We start from the raw sequence: 17,660 nt of genomic DNA, 5'->3' as shown, positions 1-17,660 counted from the left end.
ATCCTCCTCTATCCTATTCAATGCAGCAAGAGAGATTGGCCACATCTTTTGTGAACGATTGAGCCACCAACTTGATCGACTCCGACAGGGTCGGAAAGACGAAAAGGGTGGAGCGAATCTCCCTGATCGTATGCTTGAACTTTACCGCCATGACCGCGGCATGAATTAAATCGGCCGCCCCGGAAGCCAGAATGTGCACGCCGATCACCCGCTCGGTCTTCGCCTCAATGACCATTTTGATGTAGCCTTTCGTTTCATGGATCAGATCGGCCTTGGGGACGACCTTAAACTCCAGGCTCCGGCAGGAGCACGCGATCCCGATCTCTTCCGCTTTCCTCTCTGTGAGGCCGACCGAGGCGACCTCCGGATGAGTAAAGACGGCGCTCGGGACAGAGAGATAATCAAATGTGTGGTGACTTCCGGTGAGGGCATTCTCCGCAGCAATGCTTCCTTGCGCGGCCGCCACCGTTTCCAATGCGATTTTTGAGGCCACATCCCCGACCGCATAGATGTTCTCATTCGTGGTCCGCATCTCGTCATCGACCTGGATATATCCCTTTTGGGTGACCTCAACGCCGGCTTTGTCCAATCCAAGCTCTCTGCTATTGGGGGTGATGCCGACGCCGACCAGCAGCGCTTCCCCTTCGAAGGTTCTCTCTTTCCCATCGATCTCCGCGGTGATGATCTTCATCCTGCCACGGCCTTGCACCCGGGTCGCTTTTGCTCCGGTGACGATGTCGATCCCCTCTTCTTTCAGGTACGGGGTGAGCCGTTCGGAAATCGATTCCTCTTGCTCCGCCAGGATGCGGGGCTTCATCTCCAGAAGAATGACACGCGAGCCGAATCGGTGATACATCTGGGCAAACTCCAGTCCGACAAAGCCGCCCCCCAAAATGATCATCGATTCGGGAGGCGATTCGAGTTCGAGTGCCGTCGTGCTCGTCAAGACATCGACCGCTTCGATCCCCGGAATCGGCGGAATCGCAGGCTTGGCCCCGGTGGCAACAATAAATTTCTCGCCGGCGACCCGCTCGCCGTTGACCCCTATTTCTCGATCTGAAACAAATCGTCCCATTCCAGGAATGGAAGTGATGCCGAGATGGGAGATCACATCGGCATACTTGCCCTTCTGTTCTTTCTGGACGACCTGGCGCTTCTGCGCCATCACCTCTTCAAAGTAGAATCTGCCCTCTCCATGATGAATGCCCGGGAAATGAGAACGGCGGTGGTAGTAGAAATCCTCACCCGCTTTCAGAAGATTTTTTGAGGGAACACAGCCGCGGTTAACGCAGGTGCCGCCCAATCGGTCGCGTTCGATGAGGGCCACCGACTGATTGAGCTCCCGCGCCTTGATTGCCGCGGCAAAGGCCCCGGAGCCTCCTCCTAAGATAACCAGATCAAACTGCCGCATCTCTTCCTCCCTTTGTCATATAGAGCCGCTTATTTTTAATATATCAATATGAGTTGATTTTACAACTAAAAGTTAAAATGAATCCTGATGTGAATGGAGAAATAAAGGACTTGACTCTACACCTAGGTGCAGGGTTTATAGTAGCAATGGAGTTGAGAGATGAAGAGTCTGACCATCGGCCAGTTGGCCAAAAGAGCAGGGGTCAAGGTTGAAACGGTCCGTTATTATGAAAGGCGCGGGCTGATCCTGGAGCCCCCCCGACGGGAGTCGGGCTACCGGCAGTACGCTGAAGACGCCGTGGCGCGCATTCAGTTTATCAAGCGCGCCCAGGAACTTGGGTTCTCTCTCAAGGAGATCTTGGAGCTTCTCTCTTTGCGAGTCGATCGGCATACGACCTGCAGTGATGTCAAACAACGGGCCGAAGCCAAAATTTCCGACATCGAGGTAAAAATAGCGGACCTGAAAAGAATGAAACAGGCCCTGGTCAAGGTGACAAACGCCTGCAGCGGGCGTGGGCCCACCAGCGAATGCCCCATCTTGGAAGCAAAGAACGAAGATTGATCTTATTCAAGAGTCGGCTACCGAAGATCGCCACGTCCCTCGGAGCCGATTTCGTCGCTTTTCTGACGAGGAGGACTTTGGCATGGCAACAGAAACGGTACAACTGAAGGTATCAGGGCTCATGTGCTCCTTTTGCACCATGAGCGTGGAGAAAGCGCTGAAGCGCCATCCAGGCGTAAAGAAAGTGATGGTCAATCTTGTTCATGGGATTGTTCTCGTGGAGGCCGACACTTCTCAAATCAGCAAAGCGGATCTCGCGGCGGCCGTCGAAAAGCTGGGATACAGCGTTTCCTCCACGGAGACGCAACAATACGCCACTGATCAAGCCCTCTTCAAGTTGATTAAAGGGAGAAGCACGCTCGGAATGATCCTCGCCGTGATCGATGTGATCATTGATCCTCTAAATCTCTTTGGGCTGCCTCAGCAGTGGAGGGCTTATTTTAGCTTAGCGGTGGCCGCCTTTATCCTTTTCTGGGTCGGTCAGCCGATTCTGAGAAAAACCCTCTTGGCGGTTCGTCAGCGGGTCATCAACGCCAACGTCCTCCTTTCCGCCGGCGCCTGGGGCTCTTTCATTGTGGGGGTTCTCTCCCTCTTCGACCCCCGTTGGCCGAACTTCCTCCCTGTGGCATCGTGGTTGATGGCGCTCCATCTCTTCTTCGGCTACTTTAAACTCGACACCCGGCGAAAAGCGGCCGAAGCGGTTCGAAAACTCCTCTCGCTTCAACCGGCAAGAGCGCGGGTGTTGCGCGGGGAGCACCCTGTCGAAGTGCTGACCAGTGAGGTGGAAGCCGGAGAGGTGACGATCGTCCGGCCGGGCGAGCGGATTCCGCTCGATGGAAAAGTGATTGAAGGCGGCGCCAGCGTCGATGAATCGAGCTTCACCGGGGAGTCGGTCCCTTCTGCCAAGTCTGCGGGGAGCGACGTCATCGGTGGAACGCTCAACCTCGACGGCGAGCTCAAAATCCGCGTCACGAAAGTCGGCGAAGAGAGCTTCTTGAACCAGATCGTTAGACTGATGACGCAGATCGCCGACCGAAAGCCACCCCTGGAGCTTCTGGCGGATCGCCTGATGAACTATTATGGGCCGGTCGTATTCATCGTTGCGGGAGTGGCCTTTGCTGGATGGTTGCTTGCCACCGGAAACGGGGTCGCTTCCGTCCTCGTTCTCCTGACGACGGTGATCATGGGCTATCCCTGTGCCTTGGGGATTACCACCCCGATGCTCGCCGCCATCGCCGGCGGCAAGGGGATCTCCATCGGACTTCTCGTGAAAGCCAGCGAAGTCTTTCATGAGCTCTCGATCACCGACACGGTGCTCTTCGATAAGACAGGCACCTTAACCTACGGACGCCCGACGGTCACCGATGTGGTTCCTCTGGGCGTGGACGAAGCCGATCTTCTGGCCCTTGCTTCAGCTGTCGAAGGCCCCTCCGAACATCCGATCGGGCAGGCGATTCACTTTTATGCCGAGAAAGAGGGGGCGAAGCCGGTCGCAGTGAAAGACTTCCGGGCCTTTCCCGGGAAGGGGGTTTCAGCAAAAGTGGAGGGGGTTGAGATTCTCGCAGGGAAGCCCTCTTTCCTGGAAGAACGAGGGGTCGCGCTTCTGGAGGGGGGCCATCTTCGGTTAAGACAGCTCTCCGCTCAGGGAAAGACGGTGGTCCTCTTTGCCCGCGATAGGGATCTTGCCGGGATGATTGCGCTTCAAGACACGCCGAGAAGGGGGGCGACGCGGGCGATCGAGCGGTTAAAGGAACAGGGCATCCGGACGGTCATGCTCACCGGCGACGCGAAGCCGGTGGCAGAAGCAATCGCGGGACAGCTTGGCATCGATGAGGTCCGAGCGGAACTCCTTCCTCCTGAAAAAGTCTTTGCGATCGAATCGATCCAAAAAGAGGGTCGTAAAGTCGCCATGGTCGGGGATGGGATCAATGACGCCCCGGCGCTGGCGCAGGCCGATGTCGGAATCGCCATTGCCGCCGGAACCGATGTGGCGATTGAATCGGCGGGGGTGATCCTCGTGAGCGACCGGCTCGAAGAGGTGGCGAATGCGCTGACGTTGGGCAGCGCGGCCTATCGCACGATGACCGGAAATGTCGTCGTGGCGGTGCTTTTCAATATCATCGGAATGCTCTTGGCCGCCCTCGGCCTCATTACCCCGCTTTATGCGATCGGCTTCATGATCCTGAGCATCTTCGCCATTCTCCTCAACACCCTTCGGATCCGCCGAATTCCGCTCGAGCATGAAGCCGAGGCGGAAGAAAACGTTCAACTTGCCGAAGTGGAGTTTTTGATTCCGAAGATGGTCTGTGAAGGGTGCGCTCAGACGATCCGCGAAAGATTGAGGCCGATCTCCGGTGTACGCGAAGTCAAGCCGAAGGTCGCGCAAAAGCATCTGGTCGTCCGGTATGAGCCGGCAAAAGTGAAAGAACCGCAGCTCAAGAACGCGCTCGATGACGCCGGATATACCGCGCTGGAGGCTTGATTCAGCCTCTCCTTAGGCCGCCTTCTTCCGCTCCTGAGGCTCGGAGAGGCCGATTCCCCTTTCATTGGCCACGCCTGCGGGCATCTGAAATCGCTTCAATCGGAGCGCATTGAGGACCACCGAAATGGAACTGGCCGCCATCGCCGCCGAAGCGATAATCGGAGAGAGTAAAAGACCAGTGAACGGGTAGAGCGCGCCGGCCGCAATCGGGATACCGAGGCCGTTGTAGACAAAAGCGAAGAAGAGATTCTGCCTGATGTTTCGCATCGTGGCCCGTGAGAGTTGAATCACCCGGGCGACGTCGAAGACGTCGTTCTTGACCAGAGAGATATCGGCCGATTCAATCGCCACATCGGTCCCGGAGCCGATCGCGATCCCGACATCGGCCTGCGCGAGCGCCGGGGCATCGTTGATCCCATCCCCCACCATCGCGACGATCTTTCCCTGGCGTTGGAGTTTGGCCACCTCCTGGGCCTTGTGCTCCGGCAAGACCTCGGCGAGAACAGTGTCGATCCCGAGCTCCTTTGCAATCGCGCGGCCGACCCCCCAGTTGTCGCCGGTGATCATCGCCACTTTCACTCCCAGGCGGTGGAGTTCCGCCACAGCCGCTTGCGAGGTGGGCCGGACCACATCGGCTAAACTGATCAAGCCGATTAGACGGCTCTCGCGGGCGATGAAGTTGACCGTCTTCCCCTCTTCGTCTAGCCGCTTGGCCTGATCTTCCAGCGAAGCGACGCTGATCTCCCGCTCGGCCATGAGCCGGCGGTTGCCGACGAGCAGCTCGGCCCCCTCCACGACCGCCCCCGTTCCCTTGCCGGTGAAGTAGCGAAAATCTTTCGGCGGCGGGATGGAGACTTTCTTCTCCTCGCCCGCGCGGACAATCGCTTTCGCCAGCGGGTGCTCCGAGCCCCGCTGTGTCGCCGCGGCCCAGCGCAACAGATCCTCTTTGGAGATACCCTTTGCAGGAATCAAATCCCGGACGGCGTGGCGCCCTTCGGTCAGCGTGCCGGTCTTATCGAGGATCACCGTCGTCACCTTGCCGGTCACCTCCAGCGCCTCGGCGTCTTTGATCAGAATGCCGTTCTCGGCCCCCTTGCCGGTCGCCACCATCACCGAGGTCGGCGTCGCCAGCCCCAAGGCGCAGGGACAAGCGATCAGCAGCACCGCCACGGTGTTCAGGAGCGCTAAGACAAATGCAGGCGCCGGCCCCCAGACGAACCAGACGGCAAAGGTGATCACGCCGATGATGATCACGGCCGGGACAAAATAGCTTGAGACCAGATCGGCCAGCCGCTGAATCGGCGCCTTCGATCCCTGCGCCTGCTGGACCAGCCGGACAATCTGCGCCAGCATCGTCTCCCTGCCGACCTTTGTCGCCTCAAAGACAAACCCGCCGGCGCTGTTGAGGGTCGCGCCGATCACAGGGTCCCCCTCACCTTTCGTCACAGGGACACTCTCGCCGGTCACCATGCTCTCGTCGATGACGCTCTCCCCCTCCCGGATCACCCCATCGACCGGGATCTTCTCCCCCGGCCGAACGACTACAAGATCTCCGACCCGGACCTCCTCGACGGGGAGATCGATCTCTTTTCCATCCCGACGGACGCGCGCCCTCTTCGCCTGAAGCGAGAGGAGCTTCTCGATGGCGGCGGAGGTGCCGGCCTTTGCCCGCGCCTCCAGCAGGCGCCCCAGCAAGATCAGTGTGACGATCACCGCCGCGGTCTCGTAATAAACGCCTGCCTCGACCCCGCGGCGACGCAGCCAGTCGTCAAACAAGGTGGCCGACAGGCTATACAGGTAAGCGGCGCCGATGCCGATCCCGATCAGCGTGTTCATGTCGGCGGTTCGGTTCTTGAGGGTGAACCAGGTCCCCTTGAAGAACCCCCAGCCGCTGTAGAAGAGGACCGGCGTGGAGAGAATAAGTTGAATGTAAGGGTCGGCCAGGAGGGCGATCAAGGCGCCGAGCGGCCCGCCCGGCATCGGGAAGAACTCATGCCACATCGCGCCGATCAGCAGTGGAACGGTCAGAACCAGGGAGACGAGAAAGCGGCGTCTGATATCGGCGACCTCCGATTCCCGGGAGGCCGCCCAGCGATCGGCCGTCTCCTCTTCGGAGGTCACCGGCTCGGCCTGGTATCCGGCGTCTGCCATCGCGCGCGCCATCTGATCGGGCGAAACCTGTCCGGGGGTATAGTCAATCGTCACCCGCTCTGTGGCCGCATTGACCTGTGCTTGCTCCACCCCCGGCAGCCGTTCGATCAAATCCTCGATCGCAGTGGTTGTGGTGATGCTGCGCATCCCCCGGATCAAAAACTCAGCGCGGGCCGGTTTCTCATCGGCGCTTGGATGCGGTGTCACCTTAGAAGGGATCTGTTGGGGGGACGCTGCCCTCTCGGCCTGTTTCATTTTCTCATCGGGCTCGACGACCAGCGTCCCCCGGTACATATTCATGGCGCAGGAAAAGGGGTACTCCCCCGGCTTCTGAGGGGTGAATTCAACCGATGTGGCGGCGAATGCCGGCAGGGCGCGCGAGATCCCGAAGTCGGGAAGGACAACACGATTTGAGCAATCGGTCCCTTCGCGTCGATCAAACTTCAGCCGCACCGGCATCCCGGCTTTGACGACGACCCGGTTCGGCTGATAGGCGCCCTCGACCCGGATCGTTATCTCCTGCACGCCGGCCTGGAGGGCTGCCGCCTTTCCCTGTTTCGGGCCGAAGAAAAAAAAGAGCAGGAATGCAATTAAGACCAGACCGGTCATCATGACAATCAAACTGATAATCGCCACATCTCCTCTTATTATGCCTCAGAAACTTCCATACCTGCTTGGATGAGGACGAAAAGTTCCTCCCCATCCGTAAGTTAAGCCGCCCTGTTTTCCATCTCTTTAAGTTGATTTTCGATGTCGCTCAGTTCCAACCGGAGCTGCTCGGCATATTTTGTTAACGTCTTTTTAGCCTCTTCCGGTTTGACCTCCCCTTTCGTCATGCCGGTCCCGCCGCACATAGAGCACATCCCCATCCCTTCCATTTCTTCTTCCGGCCTGTGCCGGTGCATCATATCCATCGTACACATCATACACATTGATCATCCTCCTTCGTTCGTTTGAGGTTATTCAAATGCCTCGTTGTTTTTTAATTTATTTAAGGTTTACTTATTTGGTGTTCCTCCTCCATGGTCGGGCATCATTCTATTCATCATGCCCATCATCATTTTATGATGATTTTCCATCTTTTTGATGTTACCCAGTATTTGATCGGCTCTGGCTTTGGTATCAGGGCCTTTTGCCTCCTCCTTGAGGACCTGAGTCATCTCTTTCATGGTATTGAGCATGTTTCCCATCATGTCATGATGCCTGGACATCATCGACATCATGGAATCGTCCATCATGCCACCCTTCATCCCGTTCACTTCCATCTGTGAGGAGGAGCCTTTATCCTCCTCCTGAGACGAAGAGGGGCCTTGGGTGTCCCGTCGCAGTTGCGCGGGGCTCGCCTTTCTCTCTTCAGACCAAGCAGGTCCCGCTAGGAGGCCTCCCAGCAGGATTGATAGCAGTGCAAGCTGTAAGAACTGTTTCATGGCTTTCTCCTTTCTATTTTGGTAAAAAAACCGAATATCAAATCACCACCCCGATGATGGCAGCAATAGCAAGGGCGGCGCCGGCAAAGGCCAACCAACCGCGATGCGTGGTGACCCACAGCTGCATGCTTTTGCTTTTGGCCCGGCTGTCAAAGATCCCATGCGCCCCATAATCGCCCTGCAGCGGCTCCCAGAGGTTGATCGGCCGGTTGGGATCGACCGGGTCATCGGTCAGCTGCCCGCTGTAGCCTTTGGAGGCAAGATAATGATCGAGGAGGCCCGGGATAAACTTTTCTCCCCAGATCGCTTTCACCGCCGGCATTCCCACATGGACCTCCCGCCGGGTGTGATGCGCAGCCCAGACAATCGCTTCCGCCGCCACCTCCGGCTGAAAGATCGGGGGGACCGGCTGCGGATGATTCGGCATCCGGCTCTTGATCCAGCTGAACTGCGGCGTGTTCAGCGCCGGCAACTGCACCATCGTGACCCGGACACGGCTTCCATCATGAATCAATTCGGAGCGGAGCGATTCGGTGAAGCCTTTGACGGCGTGTTTGGCGCCGCAGTAGGCCGATTGCAGAGGGATCGATCGATAGGCGAGGGCCGATCCGACCTGAACGATGACCCCGCGATTTCGCGGGAGCATTCGGCGAAGGGCGGCCAGGGTTCCGTATACATAGCCGAGATAGGTCACCTCGGTCACCCGTTTAAACTCCTCAAGGGTCATCTCTTTGACCGGCGAGAGAACCGAGACCATGGCGTTGTTGATCCAGATATCGATCGGCCCGAAGGTCTCCTCGACGGCCGCTGCGGCCATCTCGATCTGCTCAGGATCGGCGACGTCGGTCGGCAGGACCAGCGCTCTGCCCCCTTCCGCCTCGACCTCTTTGCGCGCCCCCTCGAGTCCGTCCCGGCCGCGCGCAACCAGCCCAATGTGCGCCTTTCGCTTGGCAAACTCCCGGACGACGGCGCGTCCGATGCCTGCCGAGGCCCCGGTGATGACAACGACTTCTGACTGATTTGCTCTATTCATCATACGATCCCTCTTTTGCAGCCTCTTCGCTGAAATTTTCCCTTTGCTCTCCTTGCTTGGCCTTTTCCAGGTTCACCGCGGCATTGATCAAGCCGACATGCGTAAAGGCCTGAGGAAAATTACCCAATGCCTCTTCGGTGATCGGATCGATCTCTTCGGCATAAAGGCCGAGATCATTGGCAAACGTGAGAAGACGTTCGAATTCGGCTTCGGCTTCGGCTTCATCCACCCTCCCCATCAAGGTAAAGGCATCGACCAGCCAAAAGGAGCAGGCTAAGAATGCCCCCTCCCGACCGGGGAGGCCGTCATCCATGATATAGCGGTATAAAAAGTGCCGGCTTCTCAGCGCTTCCTGAATTTTTCCGACGGTGGAGACCATCTTCGGATCATCCGGAGCGATAAATCCTAAGATCGGGAAGAGGAGCGCCGAGGCGTCGAGCGCCGTTTCATCGAAGGCCTGAACGAAACTTTCCAGTTTCGGATCATATCCTTTCTCTAAAACGGTCCGTCTGATCTCTTCTCCGGCCTCTTCCCATTTCCCGGTCTCCAGAGGAAGTTTAAGTTCCCGGACCAGCTTGATCGCCCGATCGAGCGCCACCCAGGACATCACCTTCGAATAAACAAAATATCTCGGCCGATCCCGGAACTCCCAAATCCCATGATCCGGCTCCCTCCAACGAGTCAGCACAAAATCGGTGACATGAGAGATGAGGCAGAGGAGATCTTTCAGATCCTCCTTGGAGGGAGGGGGATGGTCTCTCCAGTGATGGGTATAAACGCAATGGAGCAGCTCGCCGAAGGTATCGAGCTGAAGCTGCTTGGCCGCGGCATTTCCGACCCGCACCGGTTGAGAGCTCCGGTAGCCTTCTAAATGGGAGAGAACCTGCTCCGGAAGCTCGCTTCCTCCATCGATCCGATACATGATCTGGATCGGCTGATTCCTCATGCAGCTTTTGACGCAGGCTTTCATTATCATTTTTACAAAACGCGTGTGCTTCCTCCTGATAGCCGAGCGCCATGAGCGAATAGAGGATGAGCGCCGAATCGCGCAGCCAGGCAAAGCGATAATCCCAGTTGCGAACCCCGCCGATCGCTTCGGGGAGCGATGTCGTCGCCGCGGCGACAATCCCCCCGGTCGACGCAAAGGTAAGAAGCTTCAAGGTCAGAGCACTCCGCAGAACAGCCCCTTGATAAGGGCCATGATAGCGGCACTTCTTCGCCCAGGTCTGCCAGTACTCCAACGTCCGGGAAATCCGCGCCTCCATTGCCTGCAACGAGAAATTATTTTCTGCCGCTTCTTCATCCTTTCTCTGATGGTAGGAGAGGAGGAAATAGAGCGCCTCGCCCGCTTTTACCCGAACGATCCGCTCGGCCCGCCCCTTTTCAATTTTCCAGCCGATGGTCTGCAGCGGTCGTGCAGAGCCGGCCGTACGAAGCGCGGCAAAAGGTTCGGATCCCTCGACCCAAAGCCTATTTTCCCTCGGAGAGAGGGTCGGCGTCACCCTCGCAAATTGGGGCGTCGGCCTGAACAGCACCTCCAGATCGATCTTCCCTTCGATTCCTTCCACTTTTCTTAAGATTTCCCGGGGCGCTTCTTCGTTTGCAGAGATCGGCATCAGATCGATGAGCAGCACTTTTCCGAAACCGTTTGAGAAGGTGGTCGATAGGATGTTGCTCCTCTCCAGATAAGCGCGTTCGACCTTGTAAACTCCGACCGGATGGATCTGAAAATAGCCTCCGACATTGATATCCAAAAGCCGACAGAAAAAAGCAGGGGAGTCGAAAGAGGGGAGGCAGGCCCAATCAATCGATCCCCCCGAAGAGACCAGAGCGGCCGTATGCAGGTTGCCGGTCACGCCGTAGTCTGAAATCGCCCGATAATGATCCATTCTCTCCTATGCCGCCTTTCTTTGGCGTTCGGCCGGCTTCTCTATTTTGCGACCCGGCATCCAAGTGACATATTGACCGAAGCTGCCGTACGCATCCCGGATTCTTCCCAACGGGAAGCTTAAAAGAATTAAAAGGAGGCCTGAGAGCGTATCGCTCCAATGGATCGCCGGCGATCCACCACTTAAAAACCAGGTTCCAACAACCAGCCATGCGCCGAGAAGAAGGTTCAGATATCGTGCCGTCCGACCAACTTCGGCCCATGCGATGACGGCAATGGTGATTACCAGCGCGCCGACCAAGCGGTCGCTATCGGCCGATGACGATCTTGTGTCAATTCCGAATAGGGCAGGGGCGAACAGCAGCCAGATTCCGACCGCCGTACTGACGATCAGATTCCATCCGGCGGTCACCCCCCACGCCATTGCAGAGGGCTCCCAGGAAGGGAGCCGGTCGGGCCCCGCCTTCTCCTGCGCGTCGGGGAGCGTTCCGCCGGTCCAGAAGACCCGCCACCAAGGCTTCCCGGCGCGATGGCTCTTGGCCAGAAATTGGATCATCGCGATCACCTCGTCGAGCGAGAGGGCAATCATCACCAGCATCGCGCCTGCTGCAACCAAACAGAGCGTGCACCACTGTCCGATAACTAAGGGCTGCATGATCACCAGCGCCACGCTGACCACACCGAGCGGAATGACCGCCAAACCGAAGATCGCCACCATCCAGGGCATCGTCCGCCAGCGGCGAGCATCCCCCATCGCCCCTGAGAGGGCCTCAATCAGGTAGACCACCGCGCCCAGACCGGCATCCGAGATTGGCCAGGCCTTCGACACCTCCGACTTAAGGATGATGTTCGTTCCTTCTCCAAAAAAAGGATCCCAGACGGAAGAGAGATAGCCAAGCTGGTAGCCGGCCATATAGCGGGCCAGAAAGAAACCGAAGAGTCCGAGCGCAATGATCGGCGCCCGCTGGACCCAGGTCGATGGATTGTATGACCAGCCGGGCGGGACCTCCGGCCCCGGCATCTCCATGCTCATCGGAATGATAAAGGAAAAGAGAATCAAGAAGGCTCCGATCAGCGTATCGGTCTCATAGGCCGCTGCATCTGATGCCCAAAAGATCAGCGGCGCGAACAAAAGCCAGAGACCGACAAAGGTGTTGCCATAAGAAACCCAAGCATGCCGGGGTGAGATTAGAGCGAAGAGGGCGATCGCGATTGCGACCGCCCCGCTGATGATGTCGCTCCAAGTCATGGCCGGGCTCCGATAGCCCAGCGTCATCGGACTGAAGATCAGCCAGACGCCGAGCAGCATGACGATCGGCTGAATCCAGGGGTACATGCTCGGATGCTCCAGCATCATGGCGCCGGGGTGTTCGATATAGTACTTCTCGTCTTGTTTCATCGAGCCGATCGAATGGCCCATCTCTTTCATATGATCCATCTTTCTCATAATCATCTCCGATCATCTAAACGGGCCAGACCCGGGTAGAAAGACGATTTCATTTTGATCCGCCACGGCCCGACATTGTTCCCATCATCATCTGATGCTGGGATTTCATTTGATCGATATGGGTCAGCATTTGATCGGCCTTCGCCTTCGCATCGGGGTCTTTTGCCTGATCTTTCATCATCTGGGCCATCTCTTTCATGGTGTCGAGCATCTTGGCCATCATTTCGTTTTGGTTGGACATCATGGAATCGTCCATCATTCCGCCCATTTCCTGTTTCTCGGTTTTCTTTTGCGGGAAATGGGGGCCTCTCTTGTTCTGCTCTTGAGATAAAGCGGGGGCAAACGCGATGCCCCCTAACAGAACGACCAACAGCGCAAACTGAAATAACCGTTTCATTTTCATCCTCCTTTGCTGATTACTTTCATACTCTTTGTATGGTAACTTCCCACTTCTTTAATGCAGTTCCATTGACTTTCAAAGTAAAGGATGTCTCTGATGAAAGATCATGCCGCCAAATCCTTTTTTCTCTCCTCATACTCTTTTTGATCGATCTCCCCCTTCGCGTAGCGTTCTTTCAAAATGGCGATGGCCCGATCGGCAGACCGCGCTTTCCGATAGAAGTATCCTTCCCGTTTTGCCAGCCGAATTGCCCAGATGATTCCCGCGATCAGCAGGATGAAGAGGACAACCCAGAGCAATCCGATCAATAAAACCGAAAGACACATCGGACACATCATCTCCCCGCCGTTTTGCACCAATCCCTCCTTCTTCACGGTAAGTGGCGCTCCTGAAGTCGGTCCTCCGCCACCGTGATCATTTTGTGAAATGGATAGAAACGCTCCGGGTGTTCGTTTCATTTTTCACCCATTATTCTCCCCTTTTTGTATTCCGAGTCTTCTCTCTTCGGCTTGGAAGCAGACCGATCTGAATGTTCATGCATCCCGTCGCGAGCCGCCTCTCCTCCCAGGGTATGGCCGGTCATGCCCAAGTAGTACATGGCCAGGGGACAGCCCAGGATGAGCGCGAGAAGCAACAACGTAAGCGGCGGCAGCCGCGGCCGGCGGTGCCGCCCAGCCAGAGCCATTTTCTTTGTAGGGTCATCACCCTCCATATCAAATAATTTGATTCCGATCATTAAAAGCCTTCCGTACAACCGATGCCGTGATATTCTTCCAATCAGACAGTTTTTATAGGAAACGGCCAAAATGAGCGGATGAACGGCGAAGAAAGATTTTCTTTTGGGAAGTTTTGATTAAATCAAGAGGGCATGGTGAAGGATAGAGAGATCCTGAGAAGATTTTTTCTTGGGATAATTCAAATCACATTGAGGCGCAAAAAGAGCGGGAGGGGGCTTTATCGACGCGGCAATCAGAGCAAGCCCGTCCTCCACAAGAATAGCCGGCGGAGGGAGCTGAGGGCCAGCGTGAAGGGAGCGCTGCTGATCGGAGAGATTGCAATAACTTTTGGCCAGCTCCGGAGAGGAGACCGTCTTGCACGGCAACACGCAGCAATCCTCCGCGTCGGGTGCCCAGTCCGGGACCATACAGGCATTGGCCAGTGAGAGGGTTAAAAAAGAAAAACTCAAGATGATCAACACCAGCCACTTTGATTTTGGATTAAAAAATAAAGAATACCGCATATCATCAGCATAGAGATTTCCATCGGCCGGTGTCAAGGTATGGGTCCTTACACCGCAAGAACAAGGCGGAACCTGCCTCATCCAGCTTCAATGAGTAGAAAAGGAAAAGTTTTAAACGCAGAGGGCTTAAAATGAAAAGGGATCAAACAGATCCTTTCCGAAAGGTTTAGAACCACATCCGCACGCCCGCGGCAAAGCGAACCTGGCGTGGGTCGCCCCCTTCTTGCCGCACGAGGTCGGCAGTGCCGGAGAAGCTTCGGTCGAACGAGACGCCGATGTAAGGGGCGAGCTCGCGCCGGATTTCATATCGTAGGCGGAGTCCGAACTCAATGTTGTTCAAGCCGCTACCAGTCGTAAACCGCTCGACTCTCTGAACGGCGGCGTGGGTCTCAAGGCGGGGCTGAAAAACGACCCGCTGAGTCACCAGGAAATTTTTTGTGATTGTGAAACGCACCGACACATCGCCCCGGTGACTGATGAATAGAGCGGACTCGACTTCATAACGATAAGGGGCAAGTCCTTCAATCCCCACGACTGTCTGTACCCGAGTTACGTTTTGGCCTCCAAATGTCTGCGTTTCGGACCGGAGGCCTGCCTGAAAATCATAGTACTTCCGGAAGAAGCGGCCGTAGAGTAACTGGAAATCAATATCGTAATCGGCTTTAAACGCGGTGTTCCGCTCCCCCTCGCTCTTAAACCAGAGGCGTTTGTAGTCGCCGCCGTGCCACCCCTCGATATCCCATCGAAAATCGCTCTCATCTCCTTTCGGACGGTATTCGAGCACGTCTGCAAGAACGAAGGTGAACCGCTCCATATCGTCGACCGGACTGGGCCAATCCTGCTGCGGTTTTAGGTTGGACGGTATCCGCTCGTGTCCGCCCGATCCGTCCTGCACCGCTGAAGTGGCGGGTGCGGCAGGCGCATCCGCCGTGGAGGAAGGGGCTGGCGCGGCCTGCGCGAAGGCAGTCGGCGCGCCTATCAACCAGACGAGAGCGGTCAGCAGGAGAAATTGCAGAGAAGTGTTCATGACCGCACCTCCGGCTCTGAAACCTCGACGACCCGGAACATCCCCGCTTCCATATGAAAGAGGAGGTGGCAATGAAACGCCCAAGGTCCTGGAGCATCGGCGGTGATCGCCACCGACACCCGCTCGGCCGGCTTGACGTTGACCGTATGCTTGCGGGGCAGATTGGGACCTGCGCCGTTCTCCAACTCCATGAACATACCGTGCAGGTGGAGCGGATGCTCCATCATCGTATCGTTGACGAAGGTCCAGCGGAGCCGCTCGCCGTAGCGGAAATGAATCGGCTCTTTCGCCTCCGAAAACTTCTTTCCATCGAACGACCAGATGAAGCGTTCCATATGTCCGGTGATGTGAAGTTCGAGCTCGCGCTCCGGGGCGCGCCGGTCGGGGTATGGATGCAGACTCTTCAGATCGGTATAGACGAGCACCCGCCACCCGTCGTTTCCCAGTCCGGCGCCCGGTTCCTCCAGGCGGCTGCGCGTGACATCGGGAGTGGCTTGGTTGCCGGAGCCGTGCGTGTCGGGACCGTGCTTGACCGGCGTGCTGCCGGGAATTTCCGAGCGACGCTGATTGTCCATCGGCATCCCCGGCATGCCCTCCATATCTTGCATGTCGTGCTCCTCTTTCTTGTCGGGCATTCCTTCCATTCCCTCTCCGTGCTCCATCCCCGGCATCTCTTCCATCTCTGCGCCGTGCTGCATGTTCCCCATCTGCTCGTCGTCGGACGGCTTCATCTCCGGCATCTTCATCTTTCCGTGATCCATCCCTTCCATGCTCATCCCCATCTCTTCCATCGTCCGGAGCGGACGGGGGCGGCCTTTGGGGATGTCGGCGCTCATTCCTGCGCGCGGGGCGAGGGTGCCGCGCGCATAGCCGCTGCGATCAATCGACTCGGCGAAGATCGTGTAGGCGCGATCTTCCTTCGGTTCGACGATCAGATCATACGTCTCCGCCACCGCGATCCGAAACTCGTCTACATCGACCGGCTGCACATTCTGGCCGTCGGCCTGCACCACCGTCATTTTCAAACCCGGTATGCGGACATCGAAAATCGACATGGCCGCCGCATTGATGAAGCGCAAGCGGACCCGCTCGCCGGGACGAAAGAGTCCCGTCCAGTTGGAGGCGGGAGAGCGTCCGTTCATCAAGTAGGTGTAGGTGTGGCCGGTGATATCGGCAAGATCGGTCGGGTCCATCCGCATCTGCGCCCACATCCGATAATCGTCGAACGTCGTGCGCCAGCCATTTTTCTTCGCCTCGGAGAGGAACTCGCGCATCGTTCGTTTCTGGAAGTTGGTGTAGCCCGCCTGCTTCTTGAGCTTCCCCATCATTTTCATCGGGTCCTCAAACATCCAATCCGAAAGCACCACCACATAATCGCGATCGTACTGGACCGGATCGGGCTCGACCGGGTCGATAATCATCGGCGCGTAGACCCCCAATTGTTCTTGAAAGCCCGAATGGCTATGATACCAATAGGTCCCGCTCTGTTTGAGGGGAAAGCGGTAGGTGAAGGTCGTCCCAGGTTTGATGCCTCCGAAGCTGACCCCGGGGACCCCGTCCATCTCGGGAGGAAGAAGGATCCCATGCCAATGAATCGAAGCGATCTCCCTCAAGCGATTGGTCACGTTCAACGTGACTTCTTCGCCTTCGTGTAGGCGAAGCAACGGTCCCGGCACCGTGCCGTTGATCGTATGCGCCGTCCCGGTCCGATCGCCGATACGGAACGGCGTCTCGGCGATGGTCAAGTCGATGACCTTTCCGCTCAGTTGCGGAGTTTGGGCGGCTTCCGTCGGCCTCGCCCAAACGTAGGCGGGCGCGAGGCGTTCCAATACCGCCAACATCCCCAACGTCCCGGCGCGCTTCAGCAGTTGACGCCTAGAAATACGGTTGGTTTTCATTGCGTTATCCTCCCTCGACATCAAATAAAGATGACGTATCCGCCGCCGGGAAGCGGCGAACGGACCCGCCATGGGTGTCATTTTCTCATTTTCGGAAGAGATTTAAATACGGTAGACAGAGTAGAGCTGATAATATTCGGTCAACAATTTCGGAAGGGTGTGTCTTTGAAGTGGCCTGGGAAGGCTATGGGTCTGGTGAAGAGGGATCGCAGAATCGGTAGACAACGTAAGATTCTGGATCGGGGTGCTGTGATCGGGCGGCCGATCGTTTATGAGCTTCATGCTGTAAGAGATCGACCCGGTGCAGCTATGCTCGGATCCCTTGGAGGCATGGTGGGTGTCGTCGGCTTCCCCGTGGTGGCCATGTTCGGCATGGGCCGCTTCGGCAGCCTGGGCCACGGACGAGGCATTGTTCCAGGGACAGATCCCCCAGATGAAAAACCAGACGATCAGAAAAAGAAGCATCGAACATTTTCTGGATAGATGGGACATCTTTGCCTCGCGTTTACCTCGCGTGATTCAGTTTATGCCTTTGACGAAACGCATGTCAAGATACGGCTTTGGCGTGTGTCAAGCCAAAGTAGAAATGTCCTAATCCTACCAAGATAGAAATGTCCGGTTTTAGGATAACGAAGCGCAGGGCTCTTTTTTCTTTCGCAGCCAGGGATGTTTTTTCCAAGGATGCTGCGGTGATG

Annotated in this window: 16 protein-coding genes and 1 pseudogene; 3 read left to right on the top strand and 14 right to left on the bottom strand. The window is 56.9% G+C overall.

Translation table 11 applies throughout. From position 1 onward, the window contains the following. Positions 1-13 precede the first annotated feature (13 nt). Positions 14-1,411 carry a mercury(II) reductase gene (gene merA, locus MNODULE_RS22145; protein WP_168063379.1) on the bottom strand — a complete coding sequence of 466 codons (1,398 nt, stop codon included), beginning with the start codon at positions 1,409-1,411 and terminating at the stop codon, positions 14-16. 159 nt (positions 1,412-1,570) lie between these two features. Between merA and merR the strand changes: the two genes are divergently transcribed. Both merR and MNODULE_RS22135 read left to right on the top strand, forming a co-directional pair. After that, positions 1,571-1,972: an Hg(II)-responsive transcriptional regulator gene (gene merR, locus MNODULE_RS22140; RefSeq protein ID WP_168063378.1), complete on the top strand. Its 402-nt coding sequence runs from the start codon at positions 1,571-1,573 to the stop codon at positions 1,970-1,972. 82 nt (positions 1,973-2,054) lie between these two features. Further along, positions 2,055-4,454: a heavy metal translocating P-type ATPase gene (locus MNODULE_RS22135; protein WP_168063377.1), complete on the top strand. Its 2,400-nt coding sequence runs from the start codon at positions 2,055-2,057 to the stop codon at positions 4,452-4,454. A gap of 12 nt (positions 4,455-4,466) precedes the next feature. On the opposite strand, the gene MNODULE_RS22130 is transcribed toward MNODULE_RS22135, so the two are convergent. From MNODULE_RS22130 to MNODULE_RS22085, 10 genes and pseudogenes are all read right to left on the bottom strand, one after another. Next, positions 4,467-7,241 (bottom strand): heavy metal translocating P-type ATPase, encoded by a 2,775-nt coding sequence (locus tag MNODULE_RS22130; RefSeq protein WP_168063376.1) that lies wholly within the window; start codon positions 7,239-7,241, stop codon positions 4,467-4,469. 74 nt (positions 7,242-7,315) lie between these two features. Continuing rightward, the gene (locus MNODULE_RS22125) at positions 7,316-7,537 is read right to left on the bottom strand and encodes a hypothetical protein (RefSeq protein ID WP_168063375.1); all 222 of its coding nucleotides are present in this window, start codon (positions 7,535-7,537) and stop codon (positions 7,316-7,318) included. A 66-nt stretch (positions 7,538-7,603) separates the two neighbouring features. After that, positions 7,604-8,032, bottom strand: a complete 429-nt coding sequence (locus tag MNODULE_RS22120; protein WP_168063374.1) for a hypothetical protein — start codon at positions 8,030-8,032, stop codon at positions 7,604-7,606. 37 nt (positions 8,033-8,069) lie between these two features. Next, entirely contained in the window at positions 8,070-9,065 is a 996-nt protein-coding gene (locus tag MNODULE_RS22115) for an SDR family oxidoreductase (RefSeq protein ID WP_168063463.1), read from the bottom strand. Further along, positions 9,058-9,987 (bottom strand): glycoside hydrolase family 15 protein, encoded by a 930-nt coding sequence (locus MNODULE_RS25170; RefSeq protein WP_272953321.1) that lies wholly within the window; start codon positions 9,985-9,987, stop codon positions 9,058-9,060. Before MNODULE_RS25170 ends, MNODULE_RS22115 begins: the two co-directional genes overlap by 8 nt. Before the next feature lie 61 nt (positions 9,988-10,048). Next, a pseudogene (locus MNODULE_RS25165) lies at positions 10,049-10,954 on the bottom strand (glycoside hydrolase family 15 protein); the annotation flags it as partial. Positions 10,955-10,960: 6 nt separating this feature from the next. After that, on the bottom strand, positions 10,961-12,400 hold the full coding sequence (locus MNODULE_RS22100) for an SPW repeat domain-containing protein (protein ID WP_202882319.1): 1,440 nt from the start codon (positions 12,398-12,400) through the stop codon (positions 10,961-10,963). 49 nt (positions 12,401-12,449) lie between these two features. Next, a complete protein-coding gene (locus MNODULE_RS22095; RefSeq protein ID WP_168063371.1) occupies positions 12,450-12,797 on the bottom strand; it encodes a hypothetical protein in 348 nt (115 codons plus the stop codon). A gap of 107 nt (positions 12,798-12,904) precedes the next feature. Next, positions 12,905-13,174: an SHOCT domain-containing protein gene (locus MNODULE_RS22090; RefSeq protein WP_202882318.1), complete on the bottom strand. Its 270-nt coding sequence runs from the start codon at positions 13,172-13,174 to the stop codon at positions 12,905-12,907. A gap of 80 nt (positions 13,175-13,254) precedes the next feature. Continuing rightward, positions 13,255-13,536, bottom strand: a complete 282-nt coding sequence (locus MNODULE_RS22085) for a hypothetical protein (protein WP_168063370.1) — start codon at positions 13,534-13,536, stop codon at positions 13,255-13,257. A 355-nt stretch (positions 13,537-13,891) separates the two neighbouring features. Between MNODULE_RS22085 and MNODULE_RS22080 the strand changes: the two genes are divergently transcribed. Next, the gene (locus MNODULE_RS22080; RefSeq protein ID WP_168063369.1) at positions 13,892-14,053 is read left to right on the top strand and encodes a hypothetical protein; all 162 of its coding nucleotides are present in this window, start codon (positions 13,892-13,894) and stop codon (positions 14,051-14,053) included. A 153-nt stretch (positions 14,054-14,206) separates the two neighbouring features. Here MNODULE_RS22080 and MNODULE_RS22075 read toward each other — a convergent pair whose 3' ends face one another. The 3 genes from MNODULE_RS22075 to MNODULE_RS22065 all read right to left on the bottom strand — a co-directional run bounded on the left by MNODULE_RS22075 (position 14,207) and on the right by MNODULE_RS22065 (position 17,430). Further along, a complete protein-coding gene (locus MNODULE_RS22075; protein WP_168063368.1) occupies positions 14,207-15,067 on the bottom strand; it encodes a copper resistance protein B in 861 nt (286 codons plus the stop codon). Continuing rightward, positions 15,064-16,965 carry a copper resistance system multicopper oxidase gene (locus MNODULE_RS22070; protein ID WP_168063367.1) on the bottom strand — a complete coding sequence of 634 codons (1,902 nt, stop codon included), beginning with the start codon at positions 16,963-16,965 and terminating at the stop codon, positions 15,064-15,066. Before MNODULE_RS22070 ends, MNODULE_RS22075 begins: the two co-directional genes overlap by 4 nt. Before the next feature lie 102 nt (positions 16,966-17,067). Further along, the gene (locus MNODULE_RS22065) at positions 17,068-17,430 is read right to left on the bottom strand and encodes a hypothetical protein (protein WP_168063366.1); all 363 of its coding nucleotides are present in this window, start codon (positions 17,428-17,430) and stop codon (positions 17,068-17,070) included. Positions 17,431-17,660: the final 230 nt, after the last annotated feature.

The organism is Candidatus Manganitrophus noduliformans (genome assembly GCF_012184425.1).
Taxonomy (GTDB): Bacteria; Nitrospirota; Nitrospiria; order SBBL01; family Manganitrophaceae; genus Manganitrophus; species Manganitrophus noduliformans.
Note: the sequence above shows the minus strand (reverse complement) of the source record. Positions and strands in the feature narration are given on the sequence as shown.